Below are 18,665 nucleotides of genomic sequence, written 5' to 3'. Positions count from 1 at the left end.
AACGGAAAAAGTAAAAATTGAATGTATTTAGTAAAATGCCACGGTTTGATATAGGACAAAAAACCACCAAGCGTTCTGCTCGGTGGTTTTGTATTAGGATTCTAATTTTTTCGCACGTTTTAATAATAAAAGAAAGACAATGATAACGAACCCTAGTATAAGGAAGAAGCCATATTGCTTTATATAATCAATTATGTCATTCGCACTGGTTGGTTTTTCAACGTGAATGCCGTCTTTATTCGTCGTAATATGAATATCTTTCATTTTTACTTCATTCTTTTCCTTTTGTAAATCAATCCATTCTATATTTGGAATACTTTCTAGATCCTTTAACACTTCTTTTAATGGTTTCACACCTAAGTAAGGATGATAGAATGCTCCAATAATCCCATCGGATAATTTAGCAACAGATAAAGCATTTGCTTTCATTTTAGCAATAGCTTGTGGCTTATCTTCTTCAATAAAACCGACTGTTTCAGGCATTAATTTCATTCCATGTAGAAATGATGGTGTACTTCTATATGCTGGAGAGTGCATGGATTTCCAAGTTGTATCACTTAACTGTAGTTGTCCTACATAAGTTGAAAAGTATCTTGATAATATTTCATACCCTTTTTGAGACATTGTGTAATGAGGTGCTTCAAAGGCGACAGGATATAGTTTAGCATCTACAAGTTCTTGAATCCCCTTTTCGATGTGATCTGTCGTATATTTTTCCTCAAACTCTTCCCCTTTTTTTACATATTGGTTATATGACTCTATATTTGGAAATTCATCTTTTCTCTTCGGTTTTTCATGTTTCGGTTGGCGAATTGGTTGATCCGTCTTTACGTCCCAAAATTCAAAACCTTCCCCAGTTTCACTATCATAAAATTGGTGAGTGTAACCATGCATAATAATCGCTGCGCCATCATCTTGCATAGAGCGTAAAAGATCGACTAGTTCGGGTTTATCTTTTAAATGTAGTGTTTTACCTGTATCTGGATCTGTATATACAGGAATAACAGTGATCATGTAAGGAATCTTCTTCTCTTTTAGTAATTCAGCAATTTCTTTCAATTGATTTATATCTGCTGCTGGGTGAACATCCTCAAGACGTAAATAAGCTAATTTTTTATTGGTTTCGGTTTTTTGCTGAAAATAAGAAAATAGGCTTTCGCCAATATAATAGGATATCCAATCAAAGAGGTTAGAAGTTGCTACATAATAAGAATTATTTTGCTGTACAATTAATGGATAAGTATTATTTCCTCTTAAAGCATGTGCGAGAATTGTTCCGTTTGTATCAAGTTGTTTAATTGATCTTTCTTCTTCTAATATATTCTTTAGTTTACGTGTTGGATATTCAATTGTATCAGAGTTTATATCTTCATTTTTAAGTGTGATAAATGAAAAGCGAGTAGATAACTGTTCTATATTTTGACCTAAAACTAGTAATGGCCCTGGGAAGCCTTCTAGAAATTCCTTTGCTTCAGTAGAAAGTTCTTCTTGTTTTTCACCCATGTAAATAACATGTGTATACGAAGATTTATCAGTTATTTCAGCTAACTGTTTTATGTTTTTAATTGTTATATTATTAGTGAAATGCCCTACTTGTGTATTAAGTATTTGGATATCACTTGTAATTTGATCATCGTTTGAACTGTATAAAATAAGGGTTTTTGGTTGTTCAGTTTTTTGTGCGGAAATAGGGACAGGAATTAATAGTAGTAAACTGAATAAGAGTAACAGCCATTTTTTCATATTATTATTCTCCTAGTTTATATTTAGAATTCAATTTACAATTATATACAATGAATGCGTTATAGTCTATGAAAGTTACATTTTTGTACGTATTTACCAGCTGTTTTTTCACAAAATCGGTCTAAAGCATGATGATAATATGTATAGTTATTTGCTATGATAAAAGAGTAGTAGAATGTAGGTAATTGTAAAGGGAAGGCTGAAAGGGGACAAATTTCAGCGGAGAAAGAGGTAGAGGTAGTGAAGAAATTCTTTGTAGGATTTTTAGTTGTTCTTGGAGTATATTTATATTTCCAAGGAAAGTCTGAAGGAATGGATAAGCTAGTGAATGGAACAAGCTATGTTGATTCAGAAGAAGCAAAACAGATGAAACAAATTATTATAGAGGAAGCGAAGAAAGTAAATCTTCCAGAATGGATACCTCTTGCAATTGCTGAGCATGAAAGTCGATTAAATCCAAGGAGTGTAGGAGATAATGGAACTTCATTCGGATTGTTTCAACTACACCGCGGCGGCGGGCTTGCACCAGAACATTTAACTGATGATGAGCTAAAAGATCCACGTACAAATGCACAAATTGCAATGCCGCATTTGATGAAAGGATATAAGCGCGGGGTGCAAAAAGGTTTGACTGATTTTGCATTACTGAAATATATAGCGAATACATCTGGATGGCCAGGGAATTTAGGGCCGGAGTGGACGGATAATAACATGAAGTATAACATCGGATTAGAAGATGTGTACTATCGAAATAAAGGTGTAATAAAAGAGTAGGTTTTGATACCTACTCTATTTTTTTTGATAATCGTGTCATTTTGTGAAATACTCCGCTAGTTGTATTTTTACGTCTTCTAGTTTTGTAGAAACTTGAGGTATTTTATATCCTACATACAGCGGTGAAACGACAAACCTAGGAACAACTTTACAAATAATTTTTCCATTTAAGTAATAGAAGAATAAGTTATAACTACTGCATCCTTTATGAAAATCTGTCAGTATGTAACGTACAGTTTGCTGAATGTAATTTGCCATTTCATCTATATATGAAATATTATCAATGATTATATTGAATTCAGTGAAGCCGATAATGGGACGCTCTGAAATATTAAGCTCAATGCGTTCATTTTTTTGAACAATTACTCCTTGGAAATTTTCCTCTTCAATATTTTCAAGATAATCTACATATTTCATTCCGATAATTTGCATGTGTGCATGATGCAAACTTCCACCTGAAAATGGACCGTGATTTTTATATAAAATCACAGATGCGAACTCCTTGTTCTTCTGTAAGTGTAACCAATGTTGAATAGAAAATTGCATTAATTTCCGCATATGTTCTTCTGTATATGTTGCGATATGATCTTCGCAATTATCGGTTTCGATTAACACTGTTTGAAATGTATCTTGTAATGTAGGAAATTTATTTTTCAACCAAATAATAGAACCATCAGTTGCTAAAATATCCGTTAAATGTTCTTTATCGCAAAATGGACATGCAGCGCTTCTATTCCGAATACTTTCTGGTTTTTGTTTACCGATATCGTTTAAAAAATATAGTTGTTGTGTATCCATTTGTATATATGCCCCTTTAAAATATGTGTAAAAATCCCGCTTAATACATTCGGGGAAAGGAGAAGGAAATCCTCTAAAGGAAATATGGAAAAAATAAAAGACAAGATATCCTCATTACGATAGGGTACCTTGTCTTTTATTTTTTCTCTAATAGTGTGTATGGATAATATAGAACATTTTCATTATTTTTCTTTTTTCTATTTTTTATTGTGTATAAAGTAATTGCTGTGCTTACAATGATAATAATGGCTTTCTTCATATTCATATACCCCTTTTTATTGTTCGTTTAATTCTTGGCTAACTGCTTTTGCATCGACTAAAGCGTGTAAAATCATTTTCACCATGTTCATCATATTTCTTCACTCCTTTTTATAGTTCATTTAGTTCTTTTACAACTGCTTGTCCGTTCACTAATACCTCAAAGATTGCTTTTACGATTTCTTTCATCATGTTTGTTTCCTCCTTTTGTTTGTCTCTCTTGTTTACATCTTTATTGTATAGGGAGGCATCTTTTCGTACTATCGCTTTCCATTACGTGAACATAACAGTTTTGTAAGATTTGATGTCACTTATTGAAATGTTTAGTCTATCTTCATTATTTTCAGAAAAATGACTATTCAAACATGAAATTGGAAAGTATAATAAAGAAGTAAGTATTAAATTCCGTACGAAAGGGGTGAATGAGATGAAACGTTCTTTAGCTGCACGTGCCAAATTTTTAGATTTTATCTATTTTTGTCGTGCGATTTTTCATGATGTAGTTGTTAACGGGATACGTATGCCCTTTTTTAACAATTGCATAGTGACTATTGAACGATAGAAATCTCTTCACCCATTTTTAATAAACGTGTGAAAAGGGAGCTATTTGGCTTCCTTTTTCTATGCCGAAAAACCATGGGGAATGTTTCTTTCTCATGGTTTTTTATATTGAAAGGAGTACGGAAAATGACTATTTGTAGTGTAAATAATGTAACGAAATCTTTTGGTGGAAACATCATATTTGAAAATATATCGCTTGAAATAAAGAATGGTGAACGTGTTGGGTTAGTTGGGCGTAACGGTAGTGGGAAGACAACAATCTTTGGGCTTCTAACGGGAATGGAGAGTTTGGATGCAGGAGCCATCCATATGAAGAAAGGTACACGTATTGGTCATGTCGCACAAATTCCGAAGTTTGATGAGGTCCTGACTGTATATGATGTATTGAGTTCCGCTTTTAAAGTAGAAAAGGAATTAGAAAAAGAAATGCATGCTCTAGAAACAAATATGGCGGAGGAGCAGGAACAATCTTCTTTGCAAAAGCTAATGGAGAGGTACGGATTCATTCAAGAAAAATTTGCGTTTCTCGGTGGTTATGAAATCGAGGCAAATATAATGAAGGTAGCAAATGGCTTACAAGTGACAGACTTATTTTCAAGAGTATTTACAGAATTAAGTGGAGGAGAACAGACGAAAGTAAGCCTTGCATATATGCTATTGCAGAAACCAGATTTACTTCTATTAGATGAACCAACAAATCATTTAGATTTATTTGCAGTTGAATGGTTAGAGCAATTTTTAAAAGAATACACTGGAACAGTTATGGTTATTTCACATGATCGCTATTTCCTTGATGAAGTTGTAACGAAAATTTTTGATCTGGAAGATGGAGAGATTCACGTGTACCATACGAATTATTCTCAGTTCGTTGAGGAGAAGGAAGAAAGATTACTTCAAGAGTTTCAAGCTTATCAGGAGCAACAAAAGAAAATAAAGAAAATGAAAGAAGCAATTAAGCGTCTACGTGAATGGGCAAATCAAGCGAACCCTCCGAATGAAGGATTGCATAAAAGAGCGAGAAATATGGAACGTGCGTTAGAACGTATAGAGAAATTAAAGAGGCCAATTTTAGAACGAAAACAGATGGGTCTTCAGTTTGAAGGGCAAGAGAGAAGCGGGAAAGATGTTGTTGTAATGAAAGAAGTGAGTAAAGGTTTTGCTGGACGACCTTTATTTGAACAAGCGAATTTACATGTTCGTTTTCAAGAGCGTGCGGCTATCGTTGGTCGTAATGGTACAGGAAAGACTACATTATTAAAACTACTATTAGAAGAAATAAATCCAGACGTTGGTGAAATTCGAATTGGTAGTAGTGTCAAAATTGGTTATTTATCACAGCATACGTATGGAAATGTGAAGAGTAATGTATTAGAAGCGTTTAGAGAGTATGTAGCTGTAACCGAAGGAGAAGCAAGACATATATTGGCTAAGTTTTTATTTTATGGTCCAGCAGTATTTAAGAAAGTAACGCAACTGAGCGGTGGAGAAAAAATGAGGTTAAGACTTGCGCAACTTATGTATCAAGACATCAATTTTCTAATTTTAGATGAGCCGACAAACCATCTTGATATTGAATCAAGGGAAGTTTTAGAGGAAGCCCTTGAGCAATATAATGGAACAATCCTAGCTGTTTCACATGATCGTTATTTTTTAAATAAGTTATTTGAAAAGACGTACTGGATTGATGAATGTAAATTATTTGAGTTTGCAGGAAACTATGCATGGGCTCGTCAAAAATGGGAAGAAAAGCTTGAGAAGCAAGTAATAAAGCAGAAACGCCAAGGGAGAAAGAGTGTTGAAATGGTTCCAGTAAAAGAGAAAAAAGCTAGGAATCTTGAAGAGATTGAAAATGAGTTAATGCATGTAGAAGAAGATATATATGCAATAGAATGTGAAATGGAACATGTAGCTGATGTTGAAAGACTTGAAAAATTATATGAGGAAAAAACGATGAAAGAGTTGTTACGAGCGAAGTTATATAGTGAGTTAGAGAATATTTTGGAGTAAAGAGTAGAAAGCCACTTCCTTTCAGTTTTGCTGGAGGAAGTGGCTTTTTCATAATGATATTTTGCTTTAAAGATTAAATGAAGCGATGTGTTTCACGTGAAACAGTAACTTAGATAAATCCGTGTTTCTCAATTTGCATAGCTTGTGAAGCGTATGAAATGATAAGGTGAAAAATAAATGTCATTAGTGGCTTTTCAATAGGAGTAATCACAAAAACAAAGGCTAATTATTTCCCGAGAGATAAAGTGAAACTTTAATCAGTGGGGGGGTTACTGCCCGGCAAATAGCGGGATAAATATGTGTAACAGAGACTAGTGATTGAAAACGAAAAGAGAGCAAAGTTACAGCTTTACGCGCTGAACTCTGCTCTCTTTCTGCGTGGCATCTTCTCTTGTTGAAATTATAATAGCGATCCCGAGCATGATAAAAAAAGCTAAAAAGAGGACGAACTTTGGGAAGAACGGGAATAGTAATAGCGCCCCGACTATCATAATTGTTAATAATACGTAGTGCAGGACGTATTGGAATAGGTTGTCCATATTTTCGCCCCCTTTTTGGTAATTGGTTATTAGTATTTTATGTTTCATGCTGAAGAAATAGAAGTAGATTTTTAAGTTTTTAATACGAATTATAGCTGAGTTTTCTTAAAGTATAAGAATAGAGTGATAATTTTGGAAAAATTCTCAAAATATTTATTTAGAAAGAATTGACAAAATATACTGAACGATATAAGCTAATAACCATAAAGTCTACCGGAAAGGTCGGAATAAGATTGTTACCCCTCAAAAACATCTATTTTTTTCTGATTAAAACCGACTTTTCCGATTGGCTATAAATGTGCTGTGGGAGGCATACATAAGCTAATAAGTTCAAAGGGTATAACTATTAAACAGTTAGGGTGGGGACAATGAAGAAAAAGACAAAAAAATGGGCTGGTGTATTTTCAGTATTACTTAGTAGTTCGCTTGTGTTATCTGCTTGTGGGGGACAGGAGGATACGGCTTCTACAGAACCAGTAAAAAAGCAGGATTTAAAAGATTCTAAGATTGAATCAATTCCAGCTACAGATAAAAAGAAAAGTCCAGAGAAAGCAAATCAACGAAAAGATACTTTCATTACAGCCATTTCTAAGCCAGGGGGAGTTTTCCTTCCGTATTTCCAAGATAATGGTTGGGATGGAAATGTAACGTCGGTTATTTTTGCTTCATTAGTAACAACAGACAAACAAAGTAAACCTGTTCCGGATCTTGCAGAAAAATGGGATATTTCTGCTGACCAGTTAACATATACATTCCATTTACGTAAAAATTTAAAATTTAGTGATGGGTCGCCTCTAACAGCGGATGATGTAGCATTTACATTAACACTACTTCATGATAAAGCGTATGAAGGTGGATTGGATATTGCTCAGTATGCTGTTAAAGGTGGGAAAGAATATAAAGAAGGAAAAGCAACTTCTATTGAAGGAATCCAAGTTGTTGATCCACAGACAATTAAAATTACAACTGAAAAAGTTAATTCACAGGCGCTAACGAATTTAGGTGGCCCAGTGCTATCAAAAGCTTATTATGGAAAAGATTATAAACAAAATACAAGTTTAGACTATTTAAAAGCATTATATGGGCAACCAATTGCAGCGGGTCCATATAAATTTGAAAAATATGTTCCAGGTCAAGAAGTCCGCTTTGTTGCTAACGAAAATTATTATGCAGGTAAACCAAAAATTAAAAACTTTATTTACAAAATCACATCAGGTGATACTGGATTCCAATTATTCCAAACAGGTGAACTGGACTATAGTGGATTTAGAGCGAACCCTGAAAATATAGACCAATTAAAAGGATTGGAGTTTGCAAATATTAATCTTGAATCATCAAGTGATATTGCTTATATCTATGTAAATAATAAGAAGTCGTATTTGAAAGATAAAAAGGTACGCCAAGCACTTACTTATGGATTAGACCGTAAGAAGTATGTGGATACAGCTTTACAAGGCTATGGCTCTGTCGCTAACGTACCAATTGCTCCAGTTTCATGGGCATATACAGAAGAAGGTATTAATAAATATCCGCACGACGTAGAAAAGGCTAAAAAATTATTGGATGAGGCTGGTTGGAAAGTAGGTTCTGACGGGGTTCGTGAAAAAGATGGTCAAAAATTAAAATTAACATACTACGCATCAAATACAGGTAAAACAAATGATATCTTTATTCCAATTGCAAAAGAAAGTTACAAAGAAATTGGTGTTGAATTAAATCCAGAGTTGATGGACTTTAATACGATGCTTTCAAAAGTAGGAAAAGGTGACTACGATTTAGCGGCAGTTTCAACACCAGGAATTAGTGATCCAAGTGAAGTTGTAAGTGAGTACTTATCAACTAATCCAAAAAGTGATACGGGTTATAATAATCCGAAAGTAGATGATTTGATTGTAAAAGGTATAGGAACGACAGATATTGAAAAACGTAAAGCGATTTATAAAGAGCTGTATAAAGAGTTAAGTGATGATCCACCAGTTATTTTATTAAACTATCGTAAACTACTTTATGCTCATAATGCACGTATAAAAGGAATTGATCCAGAAAAGTACGATAGCATCAGTTCCAACTTACCAGTGTTATCTATTGAACAATAAGGGTTGACCTAAATAATAGAAGACGTTTTTTCACACAGCAATGGAATGGTAGCTGTTTTGAAAAAATGTTCTTCTATTTTTAAGTAAATAGGATTGGGGAGACAAAAGGTGAAAACATATATCATTCGTAGGTTTCTACAAATGATTCCTACATTGTTTGGTACGTCTATTATTATCTTTTTCTTATTTGCACTCTTACCGGGTGATTATATCGATTCAAATCCAAAATTAACACCAGAGAGAGCTCAAGAATTAAGAGAGTTGTACGGTTTAAATAAACCGATTATTGAAAGGTATTTTCATTGGCTAGTGAATGCTTTGCATGGTGATTTTGGATTTTCTTTACAGTACCAAGAACCGGTAACTTCATTACTTAATAAATTCATTTGGAATACATTTATTGTTGCTGCTGCAGCTTTATTTTTCACTTGGATTATTGCTCTTATTATTGGGGTTATTTCTGCAACAAAGCAGCATTCTTGGTTTGATAGATTGGTAACAATCGGTGTCTTTGCAGCAATGTCATTTCCATCATTCTTTATCGGACTATTTTTAATTAAATTATTAGCAGTTGATTTAAAGTTATTACCTATTGGTGGCATGATTGATATTGGGAGTAACTCAACAGGGATAGCATACATATTAGAAGTATTACGTCATATGATTCTACCTGTATTTATTTTAACGCTTCTTGGTGTAGGATCGTTAACACGCTATTTTAGAACGGGCATGTTGGATGTTATTAGGCAAGATTATATTCGTACTGCTCGTGCAAAAGGTTTAAAAGAAAGAACCGTTATTTATAAACATGCATTGAAAAATGCAATTTTGCCAGCAATTACATTACTCGCTTTTGAATTACCGGGTTTATTTTCAGGAGCCATTATTATTGAACAGATTTTTAATTGGCCAGGGATTGGGAGTATTCAATTAGAAGCATTAAACTTTCGTGATTATACGGTATTAATGGCCTTTACAATGTTTCTTTCTTGTTTAACAATTATGGCTAATTTCTTAGCTGATATTGTCTATGCGTTTGTTGATCCAAGAATTCGATTGAAGTAAGGGGGGAAAGATATGGAGACTATTACACCTATAATAGAGAAAAAGAAAGAACGGAAAAAGAGAAATGAATCATCACCATGGCGCCAAGCGTATAAAAAAATCAAGAAAAATAAGATGGCACTGTGTGGCTTATACGTTTTAATATTTATGTTTTTATTTAGTTTTATTGGTCCAATCTTTTCACCGTATGCTGATGGGAAAGTACAAGTAACACAAATTAATAAACCACCCAGCCTGTCACATTGGCTTGGGACAGACCAGTTGGGACGGGATATTTTAACTAGACTTATGCAAGCAGGGCGTATTTCATTAACAATCGGTTTAGCGTCGATGCTACTATCCGTTATACTAGGAGCTCTATTAGGAGCAATTGCTGGTTTTTATCGAGGAGTTGTAGATCATTTAATTATGCGTGTTGCAGATGTGTTAATGTCCATTCCAGGATTACCACTACTTATTATAATGGGAGCAATTTTATCAGAATGGAAATTACCATCGGAGTACCGTTTATATGTTGTAATGATTATTTTAAGTTTAGTAGGATGGCCAGGACTTGCCCGTCTTGTGAGGGGACAAATTTTAACATTGCGGGAGCAAGCCTTTATGCAAGCGGCAGATGTATTAGGATTAAAAGATTCTCGGAAAATCATTCATCATCTAATTCCTAACGTCTTTCCGTTACTTATTGTTGTAGCAACTCTAGGTGTGGCTGGATCTATTTTAAGTGAATCCGCGCTAAGCTACTTAGGTCTCGGTGTCGTCCCACCTACACCATCATGGGGGAACATGATTAGCGCAGCTAACTCATTAATTGATTTCCAAAAGCGTCCGTGGTTATGGATTCCGCCTGGTTTTGCAATCTTTATAACAGTTGTATCAATTAATTTACTTGGTGATGCACTTCGTGATGCGTTAGATCCAAAGATGAGACGGTAGGTGGGAAGGTATGAGTAGAGCGGTAGTAGAGCTAAAAGACTTACAAACACACTTTCAAACGGAGGAAGGGACAGTGAAGGCTGTAAACCATGTTAGCTTTGCTGTTCGAGAAGGTGAAACGGTTTGTGTAGTAGGAGAATCAGGTTGCGGGAAGAGTGTAACGGCTTTATCTATTATGGGGCTTATTGCTGAATCTGGCAGTGTAGTAGGTGGAGACATTTTATATGAAGGAAAAAGTCTTTTAGGAATGAAAGAGAAAGAACTTCGTAGTTTACGAGGCAATGATATTGCGATGATTTTCCAAGAACCGATGACATCGCTAAATCCGGTCTTCACTGTAGGTGAGCAAATTGTAGAAACGCTAAGGGAGCATGAATTACTTAGTAAAAATGAAGCGTATAAGAAAGCAATTGAGTTAATTCGTAAAGTTGGCATAGCCCGTGCTAATGAAATTGTTCATTCTTATCCGCATGAATTGAGCGGCGGGATGTTACAACGTATTATGATTGCTGTTGCGCTTAGTTGTAATCCTAAGTTATTAATTGCAGATGAACCAACAACAGCTCTTGATGTTACGATTCAAGCTCAAATATTGGATTTACTAAGACAAGTGAAAGAAGAATTTAAAACGTCGATCTTATTAATTACACATGATTTAGGTGTCGTAGCAGAAATGGCTGATTACGTTGTCGTTATGTATGGCGGGAAAGTTATTGAAGAAGCTCCAGTACTAGAGATATTCCAAAATCCAAAACACCCTTATACGAAAGGATTGTTGAAATCAAAACCAGTAATGGGAAAACGAATAGATAAACTATATTCTATTCCAGGGCAAGTTCCGAATTTAGTTGGTTTAGGTGAGTTTTGCTACTTTAGTGGGCGTTGTGAGCATTGTGTGGAAATATGTGGAAAAGAAGCCCCGAATCTAAATGTAAATGATGAAAATCATAAAGTAGCTTGCTGGTTATATGAGGAGCGTGCGGAACAATGAGTGAACCATTATTAGAGGTGAAAAACCTAAAGACATATTTTCCAATTAAAGGTGGCATATTTAGTAGAACGATCGGGCATGTAAAAGCAGTTGATGGAGTAAGTTTTACTATTAATAAAGGTGAAGTGTTTGGTCTCGTTGGCGAATCAGGGAGCGGAAAAACAACGATAGGAAAAACAATTTTACGTCTCGTTCAAAAAACGGAGGGGGAAGTGAAGTTTAAAGGGAAAGATGTTCATTCTTTATCCAAGGATGAATTGAGAAAACATCGCCCTAATATGCAGCTCGTTTTCCAAGATCCATTTAGCTCATTAAATCCGAGAATGAGAATTGGTGAAGCGCTTGGAGAGCCGATGTTGGCCCACGGATTAGCGACGAAAGAAAATGTTCGTGAAAAGGTAATTGAAGTATTGGAGTTATGTGGCTTAGCTCCTTATCATATTGACCGGTATCCCCATGAGTTTTCTGGTGGACAACGTCAGCGTATCGTAATAGCAAGGGCTATGGTATTAAATCCAGAATTCATTGTAGCTGATGAACCTGTGGCGGCACTAGATGTATCTATCCAAGCACAAATTATTAATTTATTTAGTGAGTTACAGGAGAAAAAGGGATTATCTTATTTATTCATTTCACATGATTTGAGTGTAGTAGAACATTTATGTACGAAAATCGGAATTATGTATTTAGGTACAATTGTGGAGACAGCGCCGCGTGATGAGTTATTTACCAATCCGTTACATCCGTATACAAAAGCATTGTTATCAGCTGTTCCAATACCAGATCCAACAGTGAAGCGAGAGCGAATTATACTAGAAGGGGATATTCCAAGTCCAGCAAGTCCACCTTCGGGTTGTCGTTTTCATACACGTTGCCCGTTTGCAACAGATGTTTGTAAAAAAACAATACCAGAATTTCGTAATGTTGGTGATAATCATTTTGTTTCTTGTCATCATGTATAAAAAAAGGACTCTTTCAAATTGAAAGAGTCCTTTTTTTATTTACTAGACGAAGTTTGTTTCAATACAAATTGCTCAATTGCGTGAGCAACACCATATTCATTGTTTGTTAGTGTTACAACATCACATAGTTTTTTTACATCTTCTTCAGCGTTGCCCATTGCAACAGATAAGCCTGCTACTTCTAGCATTGGTACATCATTAAAATTATCACCAATAGCAACTGTATCTTCAATAGGGATATTAAAATGAGCTGCCATCTGCTGTAGCCCGTTTCCTTTATGTCCATTCTTATCCATAATTTCTAAGTTAGTAGGAGCTGATGCTGTAACCATAATATCAGCGTCTTCTTGTAACACGCTTAATAGCTGTGCGCGATGCGCTGCATTAAATGTTGAAATGAAGAATTTAGATATTTCTAGTTCTTGGTTATTTACAACATCTTCTATTTTTTTGAAATCAGTAATTAGGTTTGATTTTTTTTGCTTTTCTGTAATTCGTTCAAGCTCCTCTAATGTAACATCGAGCGCATGCTTATTTTCTTCGAACGCTTGCATCACTTGATCTTGCCATGTATATGGAGAATAAACGCCTTTATTCGTATATAGCTTATATGGGAAACCTTCAGATTCTAGTAATTTTGCAAGTTTGTACACTTTGTCGTTTTGTATACAACGAGAGTTAATTACTTTTCCATCCACATAAACAATAGCCCCATTGCTTGCTCCGACTGGAAGAGATAATTTATATTCTTCCAATAGCTTTAAAGCATCCTCTTTCGCACGACCAGAACAAATCATTACAATATGACCAGCTTCTTGTGCAGTTTGGATTGCTTGTAGGTTTTCTTTGGAGATTTCAAGATTAGATGATAGTAGTGTACCATCCATATCTAATGCGATTAATTTCAAAATGACCACCTCTTTGTTTTTATTATACATAGTTATATAGAGGAAACATATAAACTTATCTTGGAAAGACGGTATTTTATCTCATATTAAAAGTAAGTAAAGATTAGATAGGTTTAGTGTCACTAAATAAACTGTTTTGTAACAAAAATAGAGAGAAGGATGACTATATTTCACTTTATGACTTTAATATTACACGAATGTTACAAACGTGAGCTTAGTGAAAAGTGCATTAAATAAGGGTTTTTGGGGAGTGTTATAAAAAAACGTAAAAAAAGTGTAATAAATTTCACGTTATTATATTGCAACGTAACAATAGTTATGTTACATTAATGTTACAAACGTTACGTTATCAAATTTAATGTAACGTTAACATAAAAACTATGAAATAAACATTTCTTAGAAATTACATATAGATAACTTATAAAAAGGGAGGATAAATGATATGAAAGAGCAAGTATTACAAGTAACAAAAGGTGACTTCGTAGGATCAGCAAGTGGGGCGGTAGTATTAACAGCATTAATCGTATTTCTATCAAGCGTATTAGTATAATAGAAGTTTTGTAACAAAAGAAAAAGAAGGGAGAATGAAAGATATGAAAGAGCAAGTATTACAAGTAACAAAAGGTGACTTCGTAGGATCAGCAAGTGGAGCGGTGGTATTAACAGCATTAATCGTATTTCTATCAAGCGTATTAGTATAATAGAAACTTTGTAATAAAAGAAAAAGAAGGGAGAATGAAAGATATGAAAGAGCAAGTATTACAAGTAACAAAAGGTGACTTCGTAGGATCAGCAAGTGGAGCGGTAGTATTAACAGCATTAATCGTATTTCTATCAAGCGTATTAGTATAATAGAAACTTTGTAACAAAAGAAAAAGAAGGGAGAATGAAAGATATGAAAGAGCAAGTATTACAAGTAACAAAAGGTGACTTCGTAGGATCAGCAAGTGGAGCAGTAGTATTAACAGCATTAATCGTATTTCTATCAAGTGTATTAGTATAATAGAAGTTTTAAATCAAACAAAAATGGAAGGAGAATGAGGGATATGAACAGTGAACAAGTGTTTCAAGTAACAAAAACAGATTTATTAGGATCCTTAGGTGGAGCGGTAATATTAACATCATTTATTCTATTCCTTGCAAGTGTATTAGTATGATATATGTAAATACAACCATTCAAAAAAAATAAAGACTCTAACGTATTAGTAAGTAGTTAATATGTTGGAGTCTTTTTTATTTTCTTCTTATATACCTTCAAGTATTAAAGTTACCTCATTATTTAGCATCCATGGCTAATTAGACGCTGCGGTTGCAACTTGATTCAACGAGTAATCAAAAATCCACTGAGTAAAAGCCTGATTGGTGAGGGCTGATTAAAGTTTCACTTTATTTCAAAGAGAAAAAAGTCGAATTTTATATGTAAGAAAAAAAGAGGAATTTGACAGAAAAGATAGAAAATTTTAAAGGTCAGAATTTGTTAGCTTGCTAACTAATTTCTATTTATTTATGTTGGAAGCGTTTTCGGTTGGTTTTAAGTATGGACCATTTAATCTATTTACAGGGGGATGAAGATATTATGAAACAAAAATCTATGGATACGCTAGCTGCACAAATGGAGGACTTTTTTCCAGTACGTGATGTAGATCATTTGGAATTTTACGTAGGGAATGCAAAGCAATCGAGTTATTATCTTGCGAGAGCATTCGGATTCAAAATTGTGGCTTACTCTGGATTAGAAACTGGAAACCGTGAAAAGGTATCTTATGTTCTTGTGCAAAAAAATATGCGTTTTGTTGTGTCTGGAGCTTTAAGTAGTGAAAATCGTATTGCAGAGTTTGTAAAGACTCATGGTGATGGCGTCAAGGATGTGGCACTACTTGTTGATGATGTTGATAAAGCATACTCAGAAGCAGTGAAACGTGGTGCCGTCGCAATTGCTCCACCAGAGGAATTAACAGATGAGGACGGTACATTGAAAAAAGCAGTTATTGGTACGTATGGTGATACAATTCATACGCTTGTAGAGCGTAAAAATTATAAAGGGGCATTTATGCCAGGATTCGAAAAGGTAGAGTTTAATATTCCATTTGAAGAGTCTGGCTTAATTGCTGTCGATCATGTAGTTGGTAATGTTGAAAAAATGGAAGAGTGGGTTAGTTATTACGAGAATGTCATGGGCTTTAAACAAATGATTCATTTTGATGATGATGATATTAGTACAGAGTATTCGGCTTTAATGTCGAAAGTTATGACAAATGGAAGCCGTATTAAGTTTCCTATTAACGAACCAGCAGACGGAAAGAGAAAGTCACAAATTCAAGAGTATCTAGAATTCTATAATGGAGCTGGTGTACAGCATCTTGCTTTATTAACAAGTGATATTGTTAAAACGGTTGAAGCGCTTCGTGCAAATGGGGTGGAGTTTTTAGATACACCTGATACTTATTATGATGAGTTAACTGCACGAGTTGGAAAAATCGATGAAGAAATTGATAAATTAAAAGAATTAAAGATCTTAGTAGATCGTGATGATGAAGGTTACTTACTACAAATCTTTACGAAACCAATTGTAGATCGCCCGACTTTATTTATTGAAATCATTCAACGTAAAGGTTCTCGTGGATTTGGTGAAGGAAACTTTAAAGCGTTATTCGAATCAATTGAAAGAGAACAAGAGCGTCGCGGAAACTTATAAGATTCATATCCACCAGCAAAAGTCCCTTTGCTGGTGGAAATTTCATTTTTATAAGGAGGAATCAGGATGAAATTTGTTACATTTCGTCTTCCTTCAAAAGAAATACGGGCTGGATGGCTTGAAGGTGACAAAGTAATAGATATGAATCTTGCTAGTGAAGGGAAAATCCCTTCTTCTATAATGGCTTTTTTAGAGAAAACGGATGAGTATGTAGAAGTAGTGCGGAATATTAAGAATCCAAATAAGGGTATATATGCTTTAGAAGAAGTACAATTGACAGCTGCTCTTCCTAATCCGAGTAGTATTCGAGATTTTTACGCATTTGAACAACATGTAAAAACAGCTCGTGGACGAAGAGGACTAGATGTTGTGCCTGAATGGTATGATATTCCGGTTTTTTATTTTACTAATCATCGTGCTGTAATTGGTTCCGGTGATTTTGTAATTGGTCCGAAAAAGTCTAAAAAGCTTGATTATGAGCTGGAGATTGCTTGCGTAATAGGAAAAGAAGGGCGAAATATTTCTCGTGAGCAAGCAGAGGAATATATTTTTGGTTATTGTATTATGAACGACTGGAGTGCGAGAGACTTACAAGCAACAGAAATGAAAGTAGGTCTCGGTCCTGCGAAAGGAAAGGACTTTGCAACGTCGTTAGGAACACATCTTGTTACGAAAGAGGAATTAGATGTTTATCGTAATGGTGATCGATATGATTTAGAAATGACTGCTCATGTAAATGGAAAACTATTATCAAAGGGAAACTTCCAAGATATTTACTATACATTTGCTGAAATGATTGAACGTGCTTCAGAGGACGTGACGTTATATCCAGGAGATGTGATTGGTTCTGGGACAGTAGGAACAGGCTGTATTTTAGAACTTGGTACAGAAGAGTGGCTACAAGATGGAGATGTTGTAGAGCTGTCGATTACTGGTTTAGGTACACTACGTAATACGATCAAAAAAGAAAAGGAAGCGGGTGATGGGCATGTTTTATCGTCACATGGGAGAACTACCTCATAAACGACATGTACAATTTCGTAAAAAAGATGGATCGCTTTATCGTGAACAGGTAATGGGAACGAAAGGATTTTCTGGTACGCAGTCTATTTTGTATCATCACTATATGCCAACAGAAGTAGGTCATTCTGCATTATCGCATTCTTGTCAGTTGCAGTATGAAGAGGATGTTGCCCTTTCTCATCGCCACTTCCGAACGAAAGAAAATAAAAAAAGTGGTGATGCAATAAGTGGACGAAATTTCATACTTGGAAATGAAGATTTGTTAATTGGAGTAGTGAGCCCAACAGAAAAAATGGATTATTTCTATCGTAATGGTGATGGCGACGAAATGTTATTTGTTCATTATGGAACAGGGAAAATTGAAACGATGTTTGGAACGATTCACTATAGAAAAGGCGACTATGTAACGATCCCAATTGGAACGATTTATCGTGTTATTCCAGATGAAGGAGAGACTAAGTTTCTTGTTGTAGAGGCGAATAGCCAAATTACAACGCCGCGTCGTTATCGAAATGAATACGGACAATTGTTAGAGCATAGTCCGTTTTGTGAAAGAGATCTTCGTGGTCCAGAAAAATTAGAGACATATGATGAAAAAGGCGAGTTTGTCGTAATGACAAAATCAAGAGGCTATATGCATAAACATGTTTTAGGACACCACCCGTTAGATGTTGTTGGATGGGATGGCTATTTATATCCGTGGGTATTTAATGTAGAGGATTTTGAACCAATTACAGGGCGCATTCATCAGCCACCGCCAGTACATCAAACATTTGAAGGGCATAATTTTGTTATTTGCTCTTTCGTACCACGTTTATACGATTATCATCCAGAGTCAATTCCGGCACCATATTATCATAGTAATGTTAATAGTGATGAAGTTCTTTACTATGTAGAAGGAAACTTTATGAGTCGCAAAGGTGTGGAAGAAGGTTCTATTACACTTCATCCGAGCGGGATTCCCCATGGGCCGCATCCGGGGAAAACAGAGGCAAGTATCGGGAAGAAAGAGACACTTGAATTAGCTGTTATGATAGACACATTCCGTCCGCTTCGTATTGTAAAACAAGCACATGAAACAGAAGATGAAAAGTATATGTATAGTTGGATTGAACAAGGTTCATATACTGTGAAATAAGTAAAAAAAGGCATGCTCTCAATAAGGGAGCATGCCTTTTTTATGGAATCGACATGTATAATAATACAAAAAGAGTTGTCGAAAGATATATAGAAAGAATGATAAGGATAGTGCATATTCAGAAGAATTTCTACTTGTTTCGACAAAAGTATTGACTAGGAAAAGCGTAAT

21 protein-coding genes are annotated in these 18,665 nt (G+C 34.9%); 16 read left to right on the top strand and 5 right to left on the bottom strand.

All coding sequences use genetic code 11. From position 1 onward, the window contains the following. Positions 1-93: 93 nt before the first annotated feature. Positions 94-1,743 carry a DUF2334 domain-containing protein gene (locus tag DN400_RS21045; protein WP_065229645.1) on the bottom strand — a complete coding sequence of 550 codons (1,650 nt, stop codon included), beginning with the start codon at positions 1,741-1,743 and terminating at the stop codon, positions 94-96. A 240-nt stretch (positions 1,744-1,983) separates the two neighbouring features. Between DN400_RS21045 and DN400_RS21040 the strand changes: the two genes are divergently transcribed. Then, positions 1,984-2,517: a transglycosylase SLT domain-containing protein gene (locus DN400_RS21040; protein ID WP_000713249.1), complete on the top strand. Its 534-nt coding sequence runs from the start codon at positions 1,984-1,986 to the stop codon at positions 2,515-2,517. A gap of 36 nt (positions 2,518-2,553) precedes the next feature. Here DN400_RS21040 and DN400_RS21035 read toward each other — a convergent pair whose 3' ends face one another. Both DN400_RS21035 and DN400_RS21030 read right to left on the bottom strand, forming a co-directional pair. Then, positions 2,554-3,315, bottom strand: a complete 762-nt coding sequence (locus DN400_RS21035; protein WP_065229646.1) for a DUF4931 domain-containing protein — start codon at positions 3,313-3,315, stop codon at positions 2,554-2,556. 136 nt (positions 3,316-3,451) lie between these two features. Continuing rightward, entirely contained in the window at positions 3,452-3,580 is a 129-nt protein-coding gene (locus tag DN400_RS21030; protein WP_098312869.1) for a spore coat protein B, read from the bottom strand. Between the two features lie 420 nt (positions 3,581-4,000). Here DN400_RS21030 and DN400_RS29965 point away from each other — a divergent pair, with 420 nt between their 5' ends. Both DN400_RS29965 and abc-f read left to right on the top strand, forming a co-directional pair. After that, positions 4,001-4,135, top strand: a complete 135-nt coding sequence (locus DN400_RS29965; protein ID WP_000830643.1) for an RAxF-45 family protein — start codon at positions 4,001-4,003, stop codon at positions 4,133-4,135. A gap of 74 nt (positions 4,136-4,209) precedes the next feature. Beyond that, positions 4,210-6,141 carry a ribosomal protection-like ABC-F family protein gene (abc-f, locus tag DN400_RS21025; protein ID WP_142309127.1) on the top strand — a complete coding sequence of 644 codons (1,932 nt, stop codon included), beginning with the start codon at positions 4,210-4,212 and terminating at the stop codon, positions 6,139-6,141. A gap of 341 nt (positions 6,142-6,482) precedes the next feature. On the opposite strand, the gene DN400_RS21015 is transcribed toward abc-f, so the two are convergent. After that, on the bottom strand, positions 6,483-6,680 hold the full coding sequence (locus DN400_RS21015) for a hypothetical protein (protein WP_000369254.1): 198 nt from the start codon (positions 6,678-6,680) through the stop codon (positions 6,483-6,485). A 368-nt stretch (positions 6,681-7,048) separates the two neighbouring features. Here DN400_RS21015 and DN400_RS21010 point away from each other — a divergent pair, with 368 nt between their 5' ends. From DN400_RS21010 to DN400_RS20990, 5 genes are all read left to right on the top strand, one after another. Next, positions 7,049-8,776, top strand: a complete 1,728-nt coding sequence (locus DN400_RS21010) for an ABC transporter substrate-binding protein (protein WP_000730676.1) — start codon at positions 7,049-7,051, stop codon at positions 8,774-8,776. A 108-nt stretch (positions 8,777-8,884) separates the two neighbouring features. Then, positions 8,885-9,841 carry an ABC transporter permease gene (locus tag DN400_RS21005; RefSeq protein WP_000860687.1) on the top strand — a complete coding sequence of 319 codons (957 nt, stop codon included), beginning with the start codon at positions 8,885-8,887 and terminating at the stop codon, positions 9,839-9,841. A 12-nt stretch (positions 9,842-9,853) separates the two neighbouring features. Next, positions 9,854-10,777 (top strand): oligopeptide ABC transporter permease, encoded by a 924-nt coding sequence (opp4C, locus tag DN400_RS21000; RefSeq protein ID WP_000447957.1) that lies wholly within the window; start codon positions 9,854-9,856, stop codon positions 10,775-10,777. A gap of 10 nt (positions 10,778-10,787) precedes the next feature. Beyond that, positions 10,788-11,768: an ABC transporter ATP-binding protein gene (locus DN400_RS20995; RefSeq protein WP_098312870.1), complete on the top strand. Its 981-nt coding sequence runs from the start codon at positions 10,788-10,790 to the stop codon at positions 11,766-11,768. Continuing rightward, complete coding sequence (locus DN400_RS20990) at positions 11,765-12,730, top strand: ABC transporter ATP-binding protein (protein ID WP_063546235.1); 966 nt, start codon at positions 11,765-11,767, stop codon at positions 12,728-12,730. Before DN400_RS20995 ends, DN400_RS20990 begins: the two co-directional genes overlap by 4 nt. Before the next feature lie 35 nt (positions 12,731-12,765). Here the strand turns inward: DN400_RS20990 and DN400_RS20985 are convergent, their stop codons facing one another. Then, entirely contained in the window at positions 12,766-13,638 is an 873-nt protein-coding gene (locus DN400_RS20985; protein ID WP_065229649.1) for a Cof-type HAD-IIB family hydrolase, read from the bottom strand. 442 nt (positions 13,639-14,080) lie between these two features. On the opposite strand from DN400_RS20985, the gene DN400_RS20980 reads away from it, so the two are divergent. From DN400_RS20980 to DN400_RS20945, 8 genes are all read left to right on the top strand, one after another. Next, positions 14,081-14,188 carry a DUF3948 family protein gene (locus DN400_RS20980; RefSeq protein WP_000664237.1) on the top strand — a complete coding sequence of 36 codons (108 nt, stop codon included), beginning with the start codon at positions 14,081-14,083 and terminating at the stop codon, positions 14,186-14,188. 34 nt (positions 14,189-14,222) lie between these two features. After that, positions 14,223-14,339, top strand: a complete 117-nt coding sequence (locus tag DN400_RS20975) for a DUF3948 family protein (RefSeq protein ID WP_000654250.1) — start codon at positions 14,223-14,225, stop codon at positions 14,337-14,339. A 34-nt stretch (positions 14,340-14,373) separates the two neighbouring features. Next, positions 14,374-14,490: a DUF3948 family protein gene (locus DN400_RS20970; RefSeq protein ID WP_000654250.1), complete on the top strand. Its 117-nt coding sequence runs from the start codon at positions 14,374-14,376 to the stop codon at positions 14,488-14,490. Positions 14,491-14,533: 43 nt separating this feature from the next. Next, a complete protein-coding gene (locus DN400_RS20965) occupies positions 14,534-14,641 on the top strand; it encodes a DUF3948 family protein (RefSeq protein WP_000664237.1) in 108 nt (35 codons plus the stop codon). Positions 14,642-14,684: 43 nt separating this feature from the next. Then, positions 14,685-14,795: a DUF3948 family protein gene (locus DN400_RS20960; protein ID WP_001083691.1), complete on the top strand. Its 111-nt coding sequence runs from the start codon at positions 14,685-14,687 to the stop codon at positions 14,793-14,795. 419 nt (positions 14,796-15,214) lie between these two features. Continuing rightward, on the top strand, positions 15,215-16,333 hold the full coding sequence (gene hppD / locus DN400_RS20955; protein ID WP_053565411.1) for a 4-hydroxyphenylpyruvate dioxygenase: 1,119 nt from the start codon (positions 15,215-15,217) through the stop codon (positions 16,331-16,333). A 66-nt stretch (positions 16,334-16,399) separates the two neighbouring features. Continuing rightward, the gene (locus DN400_RS20950) at positions 16,400-17,356 is read left to right on the top strand and encodes a fumarylacetoacetate hydrolase family protein (RefSeq protein WP_053565410.1); all 957 of its coding nucleotides are present in this window, start codon (positions 16,400-16,402) and stop codon (positions 17,354-17,356) included. Beyond that, the gene (locus DN400_RS20945; RefSeq protein ID WP_014481934.1) at positions 17,322-18,494 is read left to right on the top strand and encodes a homogentisate 1,2-dioxygenase; all 1,173 of its coding nucleotides are present in this window, start codon (positions 17,322-17,324) and stop codon (positions 18,492-18,494) included. The genes DN400_RS20950 and DN400_RS20945 overlap by 35 nt, the downstream gene beginning before the upstream one ends. Positions 18,495-18,665 lie beyond the last annotated feature (171 nt).

This window comes from Bacillus sp. AR8-1 (assembly GCF_008042345.1).
Classification (GTDB): Bacteria; Bacillota; Bacilli; order Bacillales; family Bacillaceae_G; genus Bacillus_A; species Bacillus_A cereus.
This window is presented reverse-complemented; position numbering and strand designations above follow the sequence as displayed.